The 16,118-nt window shown below is 53.3% G+C and carries 14 protein-coding genes; 13 read left to right on the top strand and 1 reads right to left on the bottom strand.

What is annotated here, in order from left to right; genetic code table 11:
• Nucleotides 1-100: 100 nt before the first annotated feature.
• From GU926_RS09120 to GU926_RS09060, 13 genes are all read left to right on the top strand, one after another.
• Complete coding sequence (locus GU926_RS09120) at nt 101-1,564, top strand: DUF5009 domain-containing protein (protein ID WP_160691132.1); 1,464 nt, start codon at nt 101-103, stop codon at nt 1,562-1,564.
• Nucleotides 1,565-1,609: 45 nt separating this feature from the next.
• Nucleotides 1,610-3,487, top strand: a complete 1,878-nt coding sequence (locus tag GU926_RS09115; protein ID WP_160691130.1) for a sodium:solute symporter family protein — start codon at nt 1,610-1,612, stop codon at nt 3,485-3,487.
• Between the two features lie 4 nt (nt 3,488-3,491).
• On the top strand, nt 3,492-4,181 hold the full coding sequence (locus GU926_RS09110) for a GDSL-type esterase/lipase family protein (protein WP_198001475.1): 690 nt from the start codon (nt 3,492-3,494) through the stop codon (nt 4,179-4,181).
• A 130-nt stretch (nt 4,182-4,311) separates the two neighbouring features.
• The gene (locus tag GU926_RS09105; protein ID WP_160691128.1) at nt 4,312-5,247 is read left to right on the top strand and encodes a DUF4434 domain-containing protein; all 936 of its coding nucleotides are present in this window, start codon (nt 4,312-4,314) and stop codon (nt 5,245-5,247) included.
• Between the two features lie 11 nt (nt 5,248-5,258).
• Nucleotides 5,259-6,443, top strand: a complete 1,185-nt coding sequence (locus tag GU926_RS09100; protein WP_160691126.1) for an AGE family epimerase/isomerase — start codon at nt 5,259-5,261, stop codon at nt 6,441-6,443.
• Nucleotides 6,444-6,485: 42 nt separating this feature from the next.
• The gene (gene nagB / locus GU926_RS09095; RefSeq protein WP_160691124.1) at nt 6,486-8,405 is read left to right on the top strand and encodes a glucosamine-6-phosphate deaminase; all 1,920 of its coding nucleotides are present in this window, start codon (nt 6,486-6,488) and stop codon (nt 8,403-8,405) included.
• Nucleotides 8,406-8,537: 132 nt separating this feature from the next.
• A complete protein-coding gene (locus tag GU926_RS09090) occupies nt 8,538-9,992 on the top strand; it encodes a carbon starvation CstA family protein (protein WP_160691122.1) in 1,455 nt (484 codons plus the stop codon).
• Nucleotides 9,993-10,156: 164 nt separating this feature from the next.
• Complete coding sequence (locus GU926_RS09085; protein WP_160691120.1) at nt 10,157-10,756, top strand: GNAT family N-acetyltransferase; 600 nt, start codon at nt 10,157-10,159, stop codon at nt 10,754-10,756.
• 44 nt (nt 10,757-10,800) lie between these two features.
• The gene (locus GU926_RS09080) at nt 10,801-11,292 is read left to right on the top strand and encodes a DUF4112 domain-containing protein (RefSeq protein WP_160691118.1); all 492 of its coding nucleotides are present in this window, start codon (nt 10,801-10,803) and stop codon (nt 11,290-11,292) included.
• Between the two features lie 77 nt (nt 11,293-11,369).
• Nucleotides 11,370-12,104, top strand: a complete 735-nt coding sequence (locus tag GU926_RS09075) for an adenine nucleotide alpha hydrolase (protein WP_160691116.1) — start codon at nt 11,370-11,372, stop codon at nt 12,102-12,104.
• Between the two features lie 101 nt (nt 12,105-12,205).
• Nucleotides 12,206-13,570 carry a lysophospholipid acyltransferase family protein gene (locus tag GU926_RS09070; RefSeq protein ID WP_160691114.1) on the top strand — a complete coding sequence of 455 codons (1,365 nt, stop codon included), beginning with the start codon at nt 12,206-12,208 and terminating at the stop codon, nt 13,568-13,570.
• A gap of 156 nt (nt 13,571-13,726) precedes the next feature.
• Complete coding sequence (locus tag GU926_RS09065; protein ID WP_160691112.1) at nt 13,727-14,434, top strand: SGNH/GDSL hydrolase family protein; 708 nt, start codon at nt 13,727-13,729, stop codon at nt 14,432-14,434.
• Nucleotides 14,435-14,528: 94 nt separating this feature from the next.
• Nucleotides 14,529-14,939, top strand: coding sequence for a T9SS type A sorting domain-containing protein (locus tag GU926_RS09060; RefSeq protein ID WP_160691110.1), 411 nt, complete (start codon nt 14,529-14,531; stop codon nt 14,937-14,939).
• 77 nt (nt 14,940-15,016) lie between these two features.
• Here GU926_RS09060 and GU926_RS09055 read toward each other — a convergent pair whose 3' ends face one another.
• The gene (locus GU926_RS09055; RefSeq protein WP_160691108.1) at nt 15,017-16,030 is read right to left on the bottom strand and encodes a DUF6929 family protein; all 1,014 of its coding nucleotides are present in this window, start codon (nt 16,028-16,030) and stop codon (nt 15,017-15,019) included.
• Between the last annotated feature and the right edge of the window lie 88 nt (nt 16,031-16,118).

The following is a 16,118-nucleotide window of genomic DNA, read 5'->3' as shown; positions in this document are numbered from 1 at the left end:
GTGACAATTAACCAACTTGACATGGGCAAAGGCTCCACAAGATTTTAACAAGAAATACCACCTACCAGACAGAATAATACTACCCTAACCCACAGCAGACATGGCTACACTTGCCGCCGCCGTTCCAGATACAAAGCCGCACACCCCGTCTCCCGGAGCTGAGAAGCAACCGGCGCCGGCGCGTGCCTTGGGCATTGATGCACTGCGGGGACTGGCCATCATAGGCATGGTGTTTTCAGGGGTGTTTCCGCATGAGGCACCGTGGCCGGGCTGGATGTTCCATGCCCAGGTTGGTCCACCTGATTTCGCCTATACCCCAGCGGTGCCGGGAATTACGTGGGTAGACCTGGTGTTTCCGTTTTTCCTGTTTACCATGGGAGCGGCGTTCCCGCTGGCCATGCGTAAAAAGCTGGAACAGGGGCAATGGTCCGAAGTGATCTTGAACGTATTCAAACGCGGGGCGCTGCTGTTGTTTTTTGCGCTGGTCATCCGGCACTTGAACTGGTTTGGTCTGCAGGGCGCAGCCTGGGTAGATCAATTGACTTCTCTCCTCACGTTTGGGTGCTTTTTTCTGGTTTTCATGCGCTTTCCCAAGCTGGGCAGCGGCAAAGCCACCGGCTTGAAGGTGCTAGGCTTTATGGTAATTGCCGCTTTGCTGGGCGCACACCTGGCCTTCACGGATTTCACCTTTGACAAAAGCCGCAACGACATCATCATAGTCGTGCTGGCCAACATGGCCGTGTTTGGGTCCATCATCTGGATGCTCACCCGCCACAACCTCTTGCTGCGCATGGGCACGCTGGCGTTTTTTGCCGCCATTCGGCTCACCCATGACATAGAAGGCAGCTGGACCAGTGCCATATGGGACTTTCATCCAAGTGTTAGCTGGATGTACCAGTTCATGTTCTTGAAATACCTGTGCATTGTACTGCCGGGATCGGTGTTGGGAGATTTGCTTCTGAAGTACCGGAGTGCTGCCACAGAGCAGAAGGGGAGTGTCTCAAGAGGAGTATTGTCTCTGATCTGCTTTTCTTTTCTGGTGGTGAACCTGTACGGCCTGTACACCCGCCAGGTGGAGCTGACGCTGGCGCTAGATGCCGTGCTGAGCGGCGCGGGGTTGTGGCTCCTGAGAAAACCAGTTATCAGGCAGGAAGAGCTGTTTCAGAAACTGTTTGGCTGGGGAGTATTTTTCCTGGCGCTGGGCCTTACGTTTGAACCGTATGAGGGCGGCATCAAGAAAGACCCTTCTTCTTACAGCTTCTGGTTTTTGACCAGCGGACTGGCCTTCTTTGCCTATATCCTATGTGAACTTGTTTCACAGCGCTTCTCCCGCCACCTGTTCTGGAAGTCCATCATCCAGTCGGGCCAGAACCCCATGGTGGCGTATGTGGCCACGGCATTTCTGGTGTCGCCGCTGCTGGCGCTCACGCATCTTAATGGCGGCTTGGAGTCCCTGCGCGAAGCCAATGTGTACCTGGGCGTGGTGAAGACCTTTGTGATTACGGGCGCCGTGGTGGCCGTGACCGCGTTCACCACCCGCAAAGGCTGGTTCTGGCGCACCTAGAAACTTTGAAAATGATTCAACCAATTACCCAATAGCTAGAATACAATGAGTTTAAGCGTCTTAGATATTGCCATCATCTTCGCCTACATAGTGGGTATTTTGGGTATTGGCTTCTACATCTCCAAGCGGGCCTCTAAAGACATGCAGAGCTATTTTCTGGGCGGCAATACCATGAAGTGGTACTACCTGGGCCTCAGCAACGCCTCTGGCATGTTTGACGTGTCTGGCACCATGTGGACGGTCATGATTCTGTTTGTGTACGGTCTCAAAAGCGCCTGGATCCCGTGGCTGTGGCCGGTCTGGAACCAGGTGTTCGTGTTTGTGTTTCTGGCCATCTGGATGCGCCGCTCCAAGGTGATGACGGGTGCGCAGTGGATTACCTTCCGGTTCGGCGATGGAAAAGGGGCCAAGCTCTCGCACATCATCATTGTAGCGTTTGCCGTGATCAGCGTGCTGGGGTTCATTGCCTACTTCTTTGAAGGAATAGGCAAGCTCTGCGTCATCATTCTGCCCTGGGACATGAGCTTTTACATGGGTGACTGGCTGGTGTCTTCGGCGCGGTCATACGCCTTGATTGTCTGCGCCATCACTACGCTTTACACCGTGAAAGGCGGCATGTACAGCGTAGTAGCTACTGAGATTCTGCAGTTCATCATCATGACCATCTCGTGTTTCGTGATTGGGTACGTGGCCTATACCTCTGTAAGCGCAGACCAGATCAATGCGGCCATTCCGCCGGGGTGGAAAGACCTCACCTTTGGCTGGAACCTGAACCTGGACTGGAGCGGCACGCCGTTCCCCGCAGTCAATCAGAAACTGGCCACCGATGGCTTTGACCTGTTTGGCCTCCTGTTCATGATGATGCTGTTCAAAGGTATTTTTGCGTCCATTGCCGGTCCGGTACCGTCTTATGACATGCAGCGGGTGCTCTCGGCGCGTACGCCCTCAGAGGCGGCCAAGATGAGCTTTACCACTATCTGGGTCATGTACATTCCACGGTATTTAATGGTGGCGGGTTTTGCGGTGCTGGCGCTGGTGTACCTGGTGCCCGAACTCAACAGCATGGGTGCCAACATGGACTTTGAGAAGATCCTGCCGCTGGCCATCAACAAGTTTGTGCCAGACGGGTTCAGGGGCTTACTGCTGGCCGGTCTGCTGGCGGCGTTTATGGGTACGTTCTCGGCGTTCGTGAACTCGGCCCCGGCCTATATTGTGAATGACATCTACCGCAAGTACATCAATGACAAGGCCTCAGACAAAAAATACGTGCGTCTGAGCATTATCTCGTCCATTGTGCTGGTGATGATAGGCATCGTGTTCGGGTTCAATGCGGGTTCCCTGAATAAATTGACGCTCTGGATTACCTCGGCGCTGTACGGTGGTTACGTGGCAGCCAACCTGCTCAAATGGGTGTGGTGGCGTTTTACGGGCTTTGGGTACTTCTACGGCATGCTGTTCGGGTTGATTGCCTCCACCATCAAGCTGTTCGTCTTCCCAGAGATTGTAGACATTTATGTGTTTCCGCTCATTCTGTTGTTCTCTTTGATTGGCTGTTTGGTGGGTACCTACATGTCACCATTGCCTAACCGCGAAGCCGTGAAGAACTACTACCGCGAGACCCGCCCCTGGGGTTTCTGGGGACCTATCAAGCGTGAGGTGATGGCCGAGGACCCAACCTTTGTGCCCAATAAAGACTTAGGCCGTGATGCTTCTAATATTCTGGTGGGTATTGTCTGGCAGATGGCGCAGGTGCTCATTCCTATCTACTTCATGATCAGAGAGAATTACTACACTGCGGCCTGGGTGGCGGTTTTGATTGTGACCAGCGTGTTTCTGAAGAGAAACTGGTGGGATAAATTAAAAGAGGCCGATGAGGAGCCGGCTCCCTTGGTGGAAGAAAAGGAATTAGTTAAAGCAGGCTAAGCACATGATGAGACAAGCTTCACTGATAATACTACTGTTCTGCCTGTTGGCGGGTCAGAAAGGTTTTGCACAGGAAACCGCTAAAGTAGACAGCAGTTACCTGGGCGGGCATTATACCATGCGCCTGGACTTCTACCGCAAAATGCCTAACCAGAAAAAAGAAATTGTGTTTCTGGGCAACAGCATCACCGAAGTAGGCGAGTGGCAGGAGTTGTTGCCGGGCCTGCCCGTAGTGAACCGGGGCATAAGCGGTGACGTGTCCTGGGGCGTGTTGGCCAGGCTGGACGAAGTGCTGGCATCTAAACCTGCTAAAATCTTCATCGCCATTGGCGTGAATGACATCAAGCGGGGTACGCCTACCTCTTACATTGTGCACAATTACCGTCGTATGCTGCAGCGCATCCAACAAGAGTCGCCAAAGACCAAGGTGTACCTGCAGAGCATTCTGCCCGTGAACGAACCCATGCTGGCCGCCATTTACAAAAACATCACCAACGCCCGCATTCAAGAACTGAACACCCAGTTGCAGGCCTTGGCCCAGGGCCAGAAGAACGTGCGGTACGTGAACATTCATCCGGCGCTGGTAGACAGCACCGGCCAACTAGACAAAGACCTCTCCACCGACGGGCTTCACCTGAAACTGGTGGCCTACATCAAGTGGGTAGAACAATTAAAAAAGGAAAAGGCGCTGTAAAGTTGATAAGCCGTTTTTAGCCTCTTTTCCAGGAAACAGTCTAAAAACGTAAGGAACCCCAGTGGTAGAAGGATTGACCCAAAACACATTCACTCATTCTCTCAACTACTCATTCACTCATTAAAAAAGCATGCAGATAACAGGAACCTTCATAGATGAAATCTCCCATGACATTCCGCACCAGAACTGGGGCCGCGAGGAATGGGATCGTGATTTTGCCTATATGAAAGCCGTGGGCATTGACACGGTTATTATGATCAGGAGCGGCTACCGGCGGTTCATTACCTATCCGTCACAGTACCTGCAGCAGAACTATGGTTGCTATGCGCCGCCCGTGGATTTAGTAGGCATGTTTCTGGAACTGGCAGACAAGCACGGCCTGAAATTCTACTTCGGCTTGTATGACAGCGGCCACTACTGGGACACCGGCAACCTGCAGGACGAGATGGACGCCAACCGCTTTGTCATTGACGAAGTCTGGAAACAGTACGGCCATTACCAGAGCTTCGGGGGATGGTACCTGAGCATGGAAATCAGCCGCAAGACCAAAGGCGCCACTGAGGCTTTCAGGACCCTGGGCCAGCAGTGCAAAGACGTGAGCGGCGGTCTGCCTACGTTCATCTCGCCTTGGATTGACGGTAAGAAAGCGGTGATGGCGGCCACGGCGCAGTTGTCTAAAGAGGATGCCGTCTCTTTACGCCAGCATGAAGAGGAATGGAGCGAGATTTTCTCAGGCCTGCACGGCTCTGTAGACGCAGTAGCGTTCCAAGACGGGCACATTGACTACCATGAACTAGAGGATTTCTTCGCGGTGAACAAGAAAATGGCTGACCAGTTTGGCCTGCAGTGCTGGACCAACGCCGAGAGCTTTGACCGCGACATGCCCATCAAGTTCCTGCCCATCAAGTTTGAGAAACTACGGCTCAAGTTAGAGGCAGCCCGCAAAGCCGGTTATGACAAGGCCATCACGTTTGAGTTTTCACATTTTATGAGTCCGCAGAGCGCGTATTTGCAGGCGGGCCATTTATACAATAGATACAAAGAATACTTACAGAGTTTACGCTAATCAAAGATTATATGAAGCAATATTCTACGCTGTACAAGCAGGAGCTGTTGGAGAACGTCATCCCTTTCTGGATGAAGCATTCTAAGGATGAGAAACACGGCGGTTTTTTCACTTGCTTAGACCAATTTGGAAACGTATTTGACACTGATAAATTCATCTGGCTGCAAGGCCGTGAGACCTGGATGTTCTCCATGCTCTATGACAAAGTAGAGCAGAAGCAGGAGTGGCTAGACATGGCTGTGCACGGCGCAGATTTCCTGAAAAAACACGGCCGCGACGCCGAGGGTAATTTTTACTTTTCTTTGAACCAACAAGGGCAGCCCTTGGTGCAGCCCTACAACATCTTCTCAGACTGTTTTGCAGCCATGGGCTTTGGCGCTCTCTACAAAGTGAACCCCAAAGACGAGTACGCAGACATTGCCCGCACCACCTTCCAGAACATTCTCAACCGTCGCGAGAACCCCAAGGGCAAGTACAGCAAGGCCTACCCAGGCACCCGTGACCTGCGCAATTTCTCATTGCCCATGATTTTGAGCAATTTGTCGCTGGAGATGGAGCACCTGTTGGACAAAAGCCTGATTGAGTCCCTGAGTCAGGAAATTATCCAGGAGGTGATGGGCGTGTTCTTTCACCCAGAGAGCGGCCTTATTCTGGAGAACGTCTACCAGGACGGCTCTTTTGCCGACTGTTTTGAAGGACGCGTCATCAACCCGGGCCATATCATAGAGGCCATGTGGTTTATCATGGACCTGGCCGTGCGCAAGGGAGATCAGGCATTGGTAAAGAGAACCATTGAAATTGCCTTGAATGCCTTGGAGTATGGCTGGGATAAAGAATTTGGTGGTTTGTTCTATTTTAAAGACATTAACGGCTTTCCGCCGCAGCAGTTGGAGTGGGATCAGAAACTTTGGTGGCCACACGTAGAGGCATTGGTGTGCATGGCCAAAGCCTATGCCGCAACCGGTGACGAGCGTTGCCAGAAGTGGTTTGACAAACTGCATGACTACACCTGGAACAGCTTCAGAGATGAGCAGTATGGTGAGTGGTTTGGCTATTTGAACCGAAGGAATGAAGTATTATTGCCGTTGAAAGGCGGCAAGTGGAAAGGATGTTTCCATGTGCCGCGCGGACTGTACCAGGTGTATAAGACCCTGGAGAATGTAGAAGTAAACCAACCTGAGTTGGTGAAGCTGTAAAGGCGTACCCCTGACGTATCATTAAAAATTCCCCGCAAAATTATGAGTAGGTTAAATCTATTGGAAGAAACCCGCTACGAGAAAGTACCGGTCACCGTCTATGACAACCAGAAGGAGGCTTCAGAGGCAGTGGCCCGCCGCATCTCTGACCTTATCAAAAGAAAGCAGGCCCAAGGCCAGAAGACGGTGCTGGGATTGGCCACGGGAGCTACGCCCGTAGGTGTATACTCAGAACTGGCGCGCCTGCACCGTGAGGAAGGCCTCAGCTTTAAAGACGTCATCACCTTCAACCTGGATGAGTATTATCCCATGCAGCCCACCGCGCCGCAGAGCTATGTGCGGTTCATGGATGAAAATCTGTTCAACCACATAGACATAGACAAGGCCAACGTCAACATCCCAGACGGAACCCTGGCGTTAGAGGAGATTCCAGCGTTCTGTTTGGCCTATGAAAAGAAGATTGAGGAGCTGGGTGGCCTGGATTTACAAGTGCTGGGCATTGGCCGTACCGGTCACATTGGTTTCAATGAGCCTGGTTCTGCGCCTAACTCGGGTACCCGTTTGGTAACCTTGGATGATCTTACCCGCCGTGACGCCTCCCGTGATTTCGGGGGGAAGGGCAACGTACCCACTAAGGCCATCACCATGGGCATTGGCACCATCTTCAAAGCCCGTGAGATTGTGCTCATGGCTTGGAACGGCAAGAAAGCTCCCATTGTGCAAAAAGCCGTGGAGGGTGAAATCTCCGGCGAGGTACCCGCTACCTATCTGCAGTTGTCAGACAATGTGGAGTTTGTCTTAGACCAGGATGCCGCCTCTGGCCTCACCAGGTTCAATACCCCGTGGTTGGTGAAAGACTGCGTCTGGGACCCTGTCTTGACAAAAAAGGCGGTCATCTGGCTGTCTGAGACCCTGCAAAAGCCCATTCTCAAGCTCACCGAGGAAGACTACAATGCGCACGGCATGGCCCAGCTGGCCGTAGACCGCGGGCCGGTGTACAATATCAACATTGAGATTTTCAACAAGCTGCAGAACACCATTACCGGCTGGCCCGGCGGCAAACCAAACGCCAATGACGCCGGCAGGCCAGAGCGCGCCTTGCCAGAGCAGAAACGCGCGATCATCTTCTCGCCGCATCCAGATGATGATGTTATTTCCATGGGTGGTACCTTCATTAGGCTGGTGGACCAGGGGCATGATGTGCACGTGGCCTATCAGACCTCGGGGAATACCGCTGTCTGGGATGATGACGTGCTGCGGTATGTGGAGTTTGCCATTGACTTCAACCAAAGCATTGGCGAGGAGGGTTCTCGCCTGAAAGGCATCTATGAGGACATGCGTCAATTTATTGAGCAGAAGCAGCCTAACCAGATTGACACCCCCGAGATACAGAACGTCAAGGCCTTCATTAGAAAGAGCGAGGCCATTGCCGGCGCGCGCTACGCAGGCTTGGCAGATGACCACATTCACTTTCAGGCCCTGCCTTTCTATGAGAACGGCAAAACCCAGAAGGCCACGGTGCAGGAAGAGGACATTCAACTAACCATGAACCTTCTGCAACAAGTGAAGCCGCACCAAGTGTTTACCGCCGGCGACTTTGAAGACCCGCACGGTACCCACATTGTCTGCTTTAACATTGTAGTGGAAGCCCTGAGGAGACTGCGCCAAACTGAGAGTTGGGTGCAGGACTGCTGGCTCTGGATGTACCGCGGCGCCTGGCATGAATTTGCCACCCATGAGGTAGAGATGGCCGTGCCCCTCTCTCCGCAAGAAGTGGCCCGCAAGCGCAACGCCATCTTCAAGCACCAGAGCCAGAAAGACACGCCGGTGTTCCCGGGAGATGATGAGCGCGAGTTTTGGCTGCGGGCGCAGGAGCGCAACCGTGACACCGCCCGCCGCTATGACCGCCTGGGCCTAGCCGATTATGAGGCCATGGAAGCGTTTGTGAGGTACCATTACTAACAGAGGCTTTCCCAGATAAATAGGCGATTTTGGCCAGTTTTTCTGGAATTAGATTAAAAAGAGCTGCTCTTCTCTGTCAGGAATTTACAGGACGGTAGGGCAGCTCTTTTTTACGCATTAACCAACATTCGTATGATTTCATTTCTGCTCTCGGTACTGGCTTTGGTTGTGGGCTACTTCCTGTATTCCAAGGTGGTAGAACGCATCTTCGTCATTGATCCTGCCCGCCCCACGCCGGCCATTTCCATGCAAGACGGCGTGGACTACGTGCCCTTGCCCCAATGGAAAATCTTCCTGATCCAGTTCCTGAACATTGCCGGCCTGGGGCCCATTTTCGGGGCCGTGGCCGGCGCCATGTGGGGCCCGTCTGCGTTCATCTGGATTGTGCTGGGATCTATTTTTGCGGGCGGCGTGCATGACTATTTCTCTGGTATGCTGTCCCTGCGCCACGGCGGCGAAAGCATCACGGAAACCACCGGCCGGTACCTGGGCAATGGCATGAAGCAATTTATGCGGGTGTTCACTATCATCTTAATGATCATGCTGGGCGCGGTCTTCATCATGGGGCCAGCCAAGATTCTGGATGACGTGTTCAACGGGGTAGGCGGCGGCGTGACCATGTGGGTTTGGATTATTTTCGTCTACTATTTCTTGTCAACCATTCTGCCCATAGACAAACTCATTGGCAAGCTGTACCCGTTGTTTGGCGTGGCCATGTTGTTCATGGCGGTGGGCATCTCGGTTGTGATGTTTCAGGATGGATTGCATGTGCCGGAGGTTACCTGGGCCAGTCTTTCCAACCTGCATGCCAATCCAGAAAAATTTCCGTTGTTTCCCATGCTGTTCGTGACGGTTGCCTGCGGGGCCATCTCGGGCTTCCATGCCTCACAGTCACCATTGATGGCACGTTGCATGACCAATGAAAAACAAGGACGAAGTATTTTTTACGGCGCCATGATCACAGAAGGCATAGTAGCCTTAATCTGGGCAGCCATTAGCATGAGTTTCTTTGGCGGCGTAAGCGAGCTGAACGAGGTCATGGCCCAGCAGAACGGCAATGCGGCCTGGGTGGTGAGTGAGATATCCAATTCATTGCTTGGCAAGGTGGGGGGTGTGCTGGCGCTCTTGGGCGTGGTGGCCGCACCCATTACTTCTGGTGATACCGCCTTCAGGAGTGCCCGCCTGATTATAGCCGATTTCATAAAAACGGACCAGGGCCCATTCAAAAATAGATTGCTCATCAGCATTCCGCTTTTTGCGGCCGGCTATGCCCTTACCCGCATAGATTTTGGCGTGGTCTGGCGGTATTTCGCCTGGACCAACCAATCCCTGGCCACGGTGGTGCTGTGGGTGATTACCGCATATTTGATTCAGGAAAGAAAGCAGTACTGGGTGTCTTTAATACCTGCCGTGTTCATGACCGCCGTAGCCACTTCTTATATCTTGGTGGCCCCCGAAGGATTCCAGCTGCCCGTTCCCATTGCTTATGGGGCAGGTATTGGCATGGCCACAGTGCTTTTGATTTTTACGCTCTTTAAGGTTTCACGAGTAAAAGAATATCAAGCGGTTGGAGCCTTAATAGAGTAAGCCAGGTGCCGCGCGTCCGTTAAGAATTTCGTTTGGTTTGTTTATTTTTCAGAAGCAGAAAACTATTCCCGGTTTTCTGCTTTTGCTTTAAGCTCCTAGCACTATACTTTTACTTTCTATCCTTTTGATGCCTTCAAGATTACAGGATTCAACTATTTGATTTCATGAAACAGCCCACGCCCATCACCCTCACCGGTCAGCACGTCCTCCTTAGGCCCATGCAGGAAACAGACATTCCGGAGTTGTGCCGGGTGGGTCTGGAGGAGAGTCTATGGACCGTTGGCTTAAGCGTGGTGAAGACGCCGGAAGACATGGCCCATTACGTGCACACCGCCTTGAAAGCCCAGGCTGCGGGCGCGGCTCTGCCTTTTGTGCAGGTAGATCCTGTGACGGGCGGTATTATTGGGAGCACCCGCTTCGGGAACATTGAAGTGGCCCACGGTGGTCTGGAGATTGGGTGGACGTGGATCATACCTGCCTACCAGCGTACGGGCGTCAACACAGAGGCCAAATACCTTTTGCTCCGCCATGCCTTTGAAGACCTGGGCTGCCTTAGAGTGGCCTTGAAGACCGATGTCCTGAACCAGCGCTCCCGAAACGCCATGCTGCGCATTGGCGCCAAGGAAGAAGGCATCCTGCGCAACCATATGGTCACCTCTACCGGCCGCGTGCGGGACACCGTCATGCTCAGCATACTTGACCGCGAGTGGCCAGAGGTGAAGCAGCGACTGGAGCAGATGCTGGCAGAGGGCAGGGGTAAATAATCCCGGAGGCCGGTTCTGCGTATGAGAGAAAAAAACGAACCACCATGCAAACGCCTCCCCCTCCGCAAATGCCCTTAGATGACCGCCTCAAATGGGTAGAGTCCATGGCCCGGCTCCTGGACAACCAGTTCAAGGTGCCTGGTACCAATTTCCGGTTTGGGGTGGACCCGGTACTCAACTTCATACCCGTAGTGGGCAGCCTCTCTTCTTTTGCCATGTCAGGCGTCATGGTCATGACCATGGCCCGGCACGGGGCCAGCGGTGCCCTGGTGGTGCGCATGCTGTTCAACATTCTGCTAGATGCGGTGGTGGGCGCCATTCCGGTGCTGGGCTGGATTTTTGACTTCGGGTTCAAGGCCAACCAACGCAACGTAGAGCTGCTGCGTCACCATTACATACATGGCAAGTACCAGGGACGCGGCACCGGGTTTGTGGTAGGCGTACTGTTGGTGTTTCTGGTGCTGTTCGGGTTGGTGTTGTATGGCATCTGGCAATTGGTAGCCTTTGGCTGGGACTGGGTGTCTACGGCGTTCTAACATCGTTTTTGCCCTGTTTTCTGGATAATACGCCAAAAACGCCTTTGCAGGGCGCGGGCTTTCCGTAATTTGTCGCCATGAAACCTACAGCCATCTTTAACTGGAGCGGCGGCAAAGACTCTGCCCTTGCCTTGCACCGCACGCAACAACAAGACCAGTTCCACCTTCACGCCCTGTTCACCTCATTGAGCCAGGCGCACCAGCGCGTGACCATGCACGGCGTGCGCGAAGAACTTATGCGCCAGCAACTTCAGCAGTTGGGCCTTCCCTGGAAACCTTTGTTTCTGCCAGAAGGCGTTTCTTTGCCGGACTACAACCAAGCCATGAAAACCGCGTGGCAAGATTTCACCAAGGCCGGGGTCACGCACGCCATCTTCGGAGATATTTATCTGGAGGATTTGCGCCAGTACCGGGAGACCCAATTAGCCGAAGTAGGCGTGAAAGCGGTCTTTCCCATCTGGCAGCAAGATACCACTGATCTGTTGGAGGAATTCTGGCGGCTGGGGTTCAAGGCGAAGGTGGTCTGCGTGAACGGCAAGCACCTGGACGCCTCCTTCGCGGGCCGTGACCTGGACGAAGCCTTCATCAAAGACTTGCCCGCCGGCATAGACCCCTGCGGCGAAAACGGCGAGTACCACACCTTTGTCTATGACGGTCCCAATTTCAAAGCGCCCGTGCCGGTGCAGGTAGGAGAGACGGTCTTCAAAAGCTACGCACCCGCCAGCCAAACCGCCGACGATGACTGCTTTGTCGCCAACCCGCCCGCCTATGACACCGGTTTCTGGTTCTGTGATTTGTTGCCAGGCAGTTGATCCATCGCCTTATGAAGGAGAAGGCCCTGGTACCGTTTTTGGCCTGTTTTCCAGAAATAAAGCCAAAAATGCGTAGCTTCCTGTGTTAATCCAGAGCCTGTATGCTGTATTTCGTTTTGAAGACCCTCTTTCAGATGGCGTTGCGCGTGTTCTTTAGCCGGTTCACGGTCAACCACAAGCACCTTCTTTCTGCGCAAGGTCCTTTGATAGTGGTTTCTAACCATCCCAACACGCTCATGGACCCGGTGGTCACGGCCTCGCTCATGAAGCAGAACATCTACTTCTTGGCCAAGAGCAGTTTCTTCAAACCGGGCATACAGGGCTGGCTGTTCCACAAGTTGTTCATGATACCCGTGTACCGCCGCGAAGACGTAGGAACCGGGGGCACTGCCCAGAATGACGCCACCTTTGTCAAATGCTATGAGTTTCTGGGCAAGGGCGGCACGCTTATGGTGTTTCCGGAGGGCAATAGTTTTATGCAGCGCCGGTTGCGGCCGCTCAAGACGGGAACGGCCCGCATTGCCCTAGGCGCCGAGGCTCAGCATGATTTCAAGTTGGGCGTGCGCATTCTTCCGGTGGGGCTTAACTATTCAGACCCCTCCAGGTTCAGGAGCGAGGTGTTTGTGAACGTAGGCGAGCCCATCCAGGTCAAAGATTTTGAGGAGGCGTATGCGCAAGACCCGTTCCAGGCTGCGCACACCTTGACAGACCATCTCAAAGAACGACTGGAAGAACTGGTCATCCACACCGAGACGGACGAAGAAGATTTGCTGGCCCGCCAGGTAGAAGCCGTCTACCAAGACACGCTGGTGGAGGAACTGGACCTGGCCAAAAACGAGTCAGAAGAACGGTTTCTCATTACCAAGGGCATTGTACAAAGCATCCAGCATTTTGAGACCACGCAGCCAGAGCGCGTGCACCAACTGCGCACAGACTTGCAGGAGTACCTGGACCATCTGGATCGCGTAGGGCTACGGCCCAGCGCCATCAAAAGCCTGCCCAAGCGCCGCCATCTGGCCTGGGGAACGGTAGAGACGGTGTTATATCTGTTGGTGGGGTTTCCGTTTTACGTGTACGGGGTGCTGCACAATTACCTGCCCTACATCCTGCCCGCCAAGATTGCCAAATCGCTTACCAAAGACGTGGAGTTTCACGCCCCCATGATGATGACCATTGGCATGTTCACGTTCCTCATTTTTTATGCCTTGCTGGGCTGGGCGGCGCATGCCTGGCTGGGCCTGAGCGGCTGGAGCCTGGTGGCTTACCTGGTCACGCTGCCCATCACCGGCTTTTTTGTGCTGCACTACTGGCACCGCGTTGAAGTGGCCCGCCGTGGCTGGATTTTTCTTTCGCTTTTTACCCGGCGGTCTACTATTTTGGCCTTTTTGTTGGCTCAACGACAACACCTCATGACCGAACTGGAACAGGCCAGAAAAGAGTTTTTGGCATCTGTACCTGAAAATTAATTTGATACGTACAATGCTTATCTTATCAAAGTTCAAGAGAGGGTGTGTGGTGTTGAAATTCGGGAAGGGGTTGAACAATTATATTTCAATTCCTGTTGTGCTGGCGAGGCCTAAAACGGCCATTTGAGGAAAAGGTTTCACGCTAATAATGTGTCTATGCGTTATTTACTCCCCCTGCTTATTGTAATTGCTACGTTGTTTACTTCTTGTGAAAAGTCTCCCATGGATGAGCTGGAAGACGCGCTTCCGGCGCCGGGCATGGCCGCCAAATTCCTGGCTCTGGGCGACTCCTACACCATTGGCGAGGGGGTCCTGCCCACGGAGCGGTGGCCCATGCAATTATCCGTCTTGTTAGAAAAGGAAGGCATACAGCTGGGAGAGCCTCTGTATGTGGCCAAAACCGGCTGGACCACCGGCAATCTGTTAAGCTATCTGCGCACCGTGAGCATGCCCAGTGACTATGACCTGGTCACCTTGCAGATTGGTGTCAACAACCAATACCAAAACCGTTCCCTGGAGGAGTTCAGGAGCGAGCTGCGGTCCCTGATCAGCATTGCCACGGGGCTGGCCAACAAGAGCGCCAAAAACGTGATGCTGCTCACCATTCCAGACTGGGGCCTCACCCCATATGCCACCGGCCGCAATACCACCACCATCACCAGCCAGATCAACAAGTTTAACACCGTGATTCTGGAGGAAGGCCAGAAGGCGAGTGTGGTAGTGGTGAACGTAAATGACCTTTCTAAAATGGTAACCTCCAACCAGGGTTTTGTGGCGCCAGACGGTTTGCATTACAGCGGCGCCATGTACGGACTGTGGGCCCAGCGCGCCCTGCCTACGGCGGTCGCCATTATCAAAGAATAATTTTTTTCAGGGAAACTGCATTTTTGGAACAGAATGTGCATAGCGCTTACCAGCCGCACAAGCGGTCTTTGTAAGAACCTTACCGTTGGAAAGAATGAAGCTGAAAAAGACTACCCTGGGAATGTTAGTATGGTTGGGAGCCTGTGCGTTATGGACGCCTACGCACGCCCAAACGCCCGCCAAAGGAACGCTAGCTCTGGCAGACACCGCCAAAAAAGGCCCTGAGAAAGTGATTAGACGCGAGACTCTGTCTGGCATTGACCTGTATGAGGAGAAAGGCAAGTCCAAGGATTTCATGCTTTCCTTTCAGCAGAACCTGATAGAGGATGGTGTCCTGACGGTGGCCAACAGTGCCGGTAAAGTGTTGTTTACCAAAAATCTTTCGGCGGGAAACCATACGCTGGCGCCGCCCATGAACCTGGGCGTGTTGCGCAACGGCGTGTACCTGGTAGAAGTGAAAACCGGCAATACCATTTACTGGAAGAAACTAAGAATTAAGCCCTAACCGGCTACCTCTTTCAAAATAGGAAAGGCCTTCCGCACCATGGTGCAGAAGGCCTTTCTTATGAGTATCAAATCAAGTTAGAATGTGAGTTTGAGGACCACCAGCTCAGAGCGGCCATCGTCACTGTCGGCTACGGCAACGGCCTGGTAACCACCCTCAGCCAAGGGTTCTACCAAGGAGATGGATTCTAGTTTTCCTTTGTAGGTAGTACCGTCCTGTTCCGTAACCACGGCTATCTGCTGGGGCTTCTGGATATTGTTGGTCCCAAACGTGGGAGACATCCAACCCACCAGACTGCCATACACCTCGCCGTCCAGCACGGCATTGGGCGTTTCTTCTGCCGACGCCGTGAACAACAGCTGGCCGTTCTCATAGGGCATCACGCCTGAAAACCCGGTTTTGATGTTCTCCAGATCGGGCAGCGCCCAAGGTTGGACCTGCCGTGCCGCCGGTGCCGGTGACAGGCCCATCAAGAACGGAACCATTTCTTCCATTGCATACAGCAACAGCACATTCTCGCCGCCGGGGTTAAACCGTTGCAGCACGTACAGAAACTCCTCATTGGCGGCCACGCCTTCTATGTTCAAAGCACCAGAGCCGGTCACTCTCTGGTTGTCACGCAGGGTTTGGTACAGAGGCGTTAGATCAATATGCCGCACTTTGCCGGGTTTGCCTTGCGAAAGATGTACCAGATAGCCGTGGTTTCTGAACTCAGTGGCCCCAGAGCCCAGCACCAGCAGGAACGGCTCGCCTTCAATGTTCAATGCTGTGATGGCCTCCAGGTCTGGCTTGACGGGCTTGGGAATGCGGCCGCCGGTCAGCTCTTTGGATTCCAGGAGTTGGGTCTTGTCTATGATCTTGAACTTCTCATCCAAGGTGAACAGGTACGGCGAGTCATCCCCAATCACATAGTAGCGGTTCTCTACCTTTTCAATGCCAGACGCAGAGGGAAGATCAGTGAAAACGATCTTCTGGGTTACCACCGCCGACAGCGGCGCCGTAGAGGATTCTGAAGGGGAGAAGCACGCCGAAGAGAAAACTGAAAGTGAGACCAAAAGGCTAAACGTCAAATAGTGGGTAATCCTTTTCATACCCCCACAGTACGAAAGCTTCCACAGAAAGACAGCGTTTTTGGCCTTTTTTTCGGGAAATAGCCTAAAAACGATAATGCTTCTGCGT

It is taken from the genome of Nibribacter ruber, from assembly GCF_009913235.1.
GTDB classification, from domain to species: domain Bacteria; phylum Bacteroidota; class Bacteroidia; order Cytophagales; family Hymenobacteraceae; genus Nibribacter; species Nibribacter ruber.
The sequence above is the reverse complement of the archived record's forward strand: the minus strand, read 5'-3'. Positions and strand labels throughout refer to the sequence as shown.

Bases quoted from the DNA above. Each gene is read 5' to 3' on its own strand.
- GU926_RS09120 (WP_160691132.1), top strand. From the start codon at position 101: ATGGCTACACTTGCCGCCGCCGTTCCAGATACAAAGCCGCACACCCCG.
- GU926_RS09115 (WP_160691130.1), top strand. From the start codon at position 1,610: ATGAGTTTAAGCGTCTTAGATATTGCCATCATCTTCGCCTACATAGTG.
- GU926_RS09110 (WP_198001475.1), top strand. From the start codon at position 3,492: ATGATGAGACAAGCTTCACTGATAATACTACTGTTCTGCCTGTTGGCG.
- GU926_RS09105 (WP_160691128.1), top strand. From the start codon at position 4,312: ATGCAGATAACAGGAACCTTCATAGATGAAATCTCCCATGACATTCCG.
- GU926_RS09100 (WP_160691126.1), top strand. From the start codon at position 5,259: ATGAAGCAATATTCTACGCTGTACAAGCAGGAGCTGTTGGAGAACGTC.
- nagB (WP_160691124.1), top strand. From the start codon at position 6,486: ATGAGTAGGTTAAATCTATTGGAAGAAACCCGCTACGAGAAAGTACCG.
- GU926_RS09090 (WP_160691122.1), top strand. From the start codon at position 8,538: ATGATTTCATTTCTGCTCTCGGTACTGGCTTTGGTTGTGGGCTACTTC.
- GU926_RS09085 (WP_160691120.1), top strand. From the start codon at position 10,157: ATGAAACAGCCCACGCCCATCACCCTCACCGGTCAGCACGTCCTCCTT.
- GU926_RS09080 (WP_160691118.1), top strand. From the start codon at position 10,801: ATGCAAACGCCTCCCCCTCCGCAAATGCCCTTAGATGACCGCCTCAAA.
- GU926_RS09075 (WP_160691116.1), top strand. From the start codon at position 11,370: ATGAAACCTACAGCCATCTTTAACTGGAGCGGCGGCAAAGACTCTGCC.
- GU926_RS09070 (WP_160691114.1), top strand. From the start codon at position 12,206: ATGCTGTATTTCGTTTTGAAGACCCTCTTTCAGATGGCGTTGCGCGTG.
- GU926_RS09065 (WP_160691112.1), top strand. From the start codon at position 13,727: ATGCGTTATTTACTCCCCCTGCTTATTGTAATTGCTACGTTGTTTACT.
- GU926_RS09060 (WP_160691110.1), top strand. From the start codon at position 14,529: ATGAAGCTGAAAAAGACTACCCTGGGAATGTTAGTATGGTTGGGAGCC.
- GU926_RS09055 (WP_160691108.1), bottom strand. From the start codon at position 16,030: ATGAAAAGGATTACCCACTATTTGACGTTTAGCCTTTTGGTCTCACTT.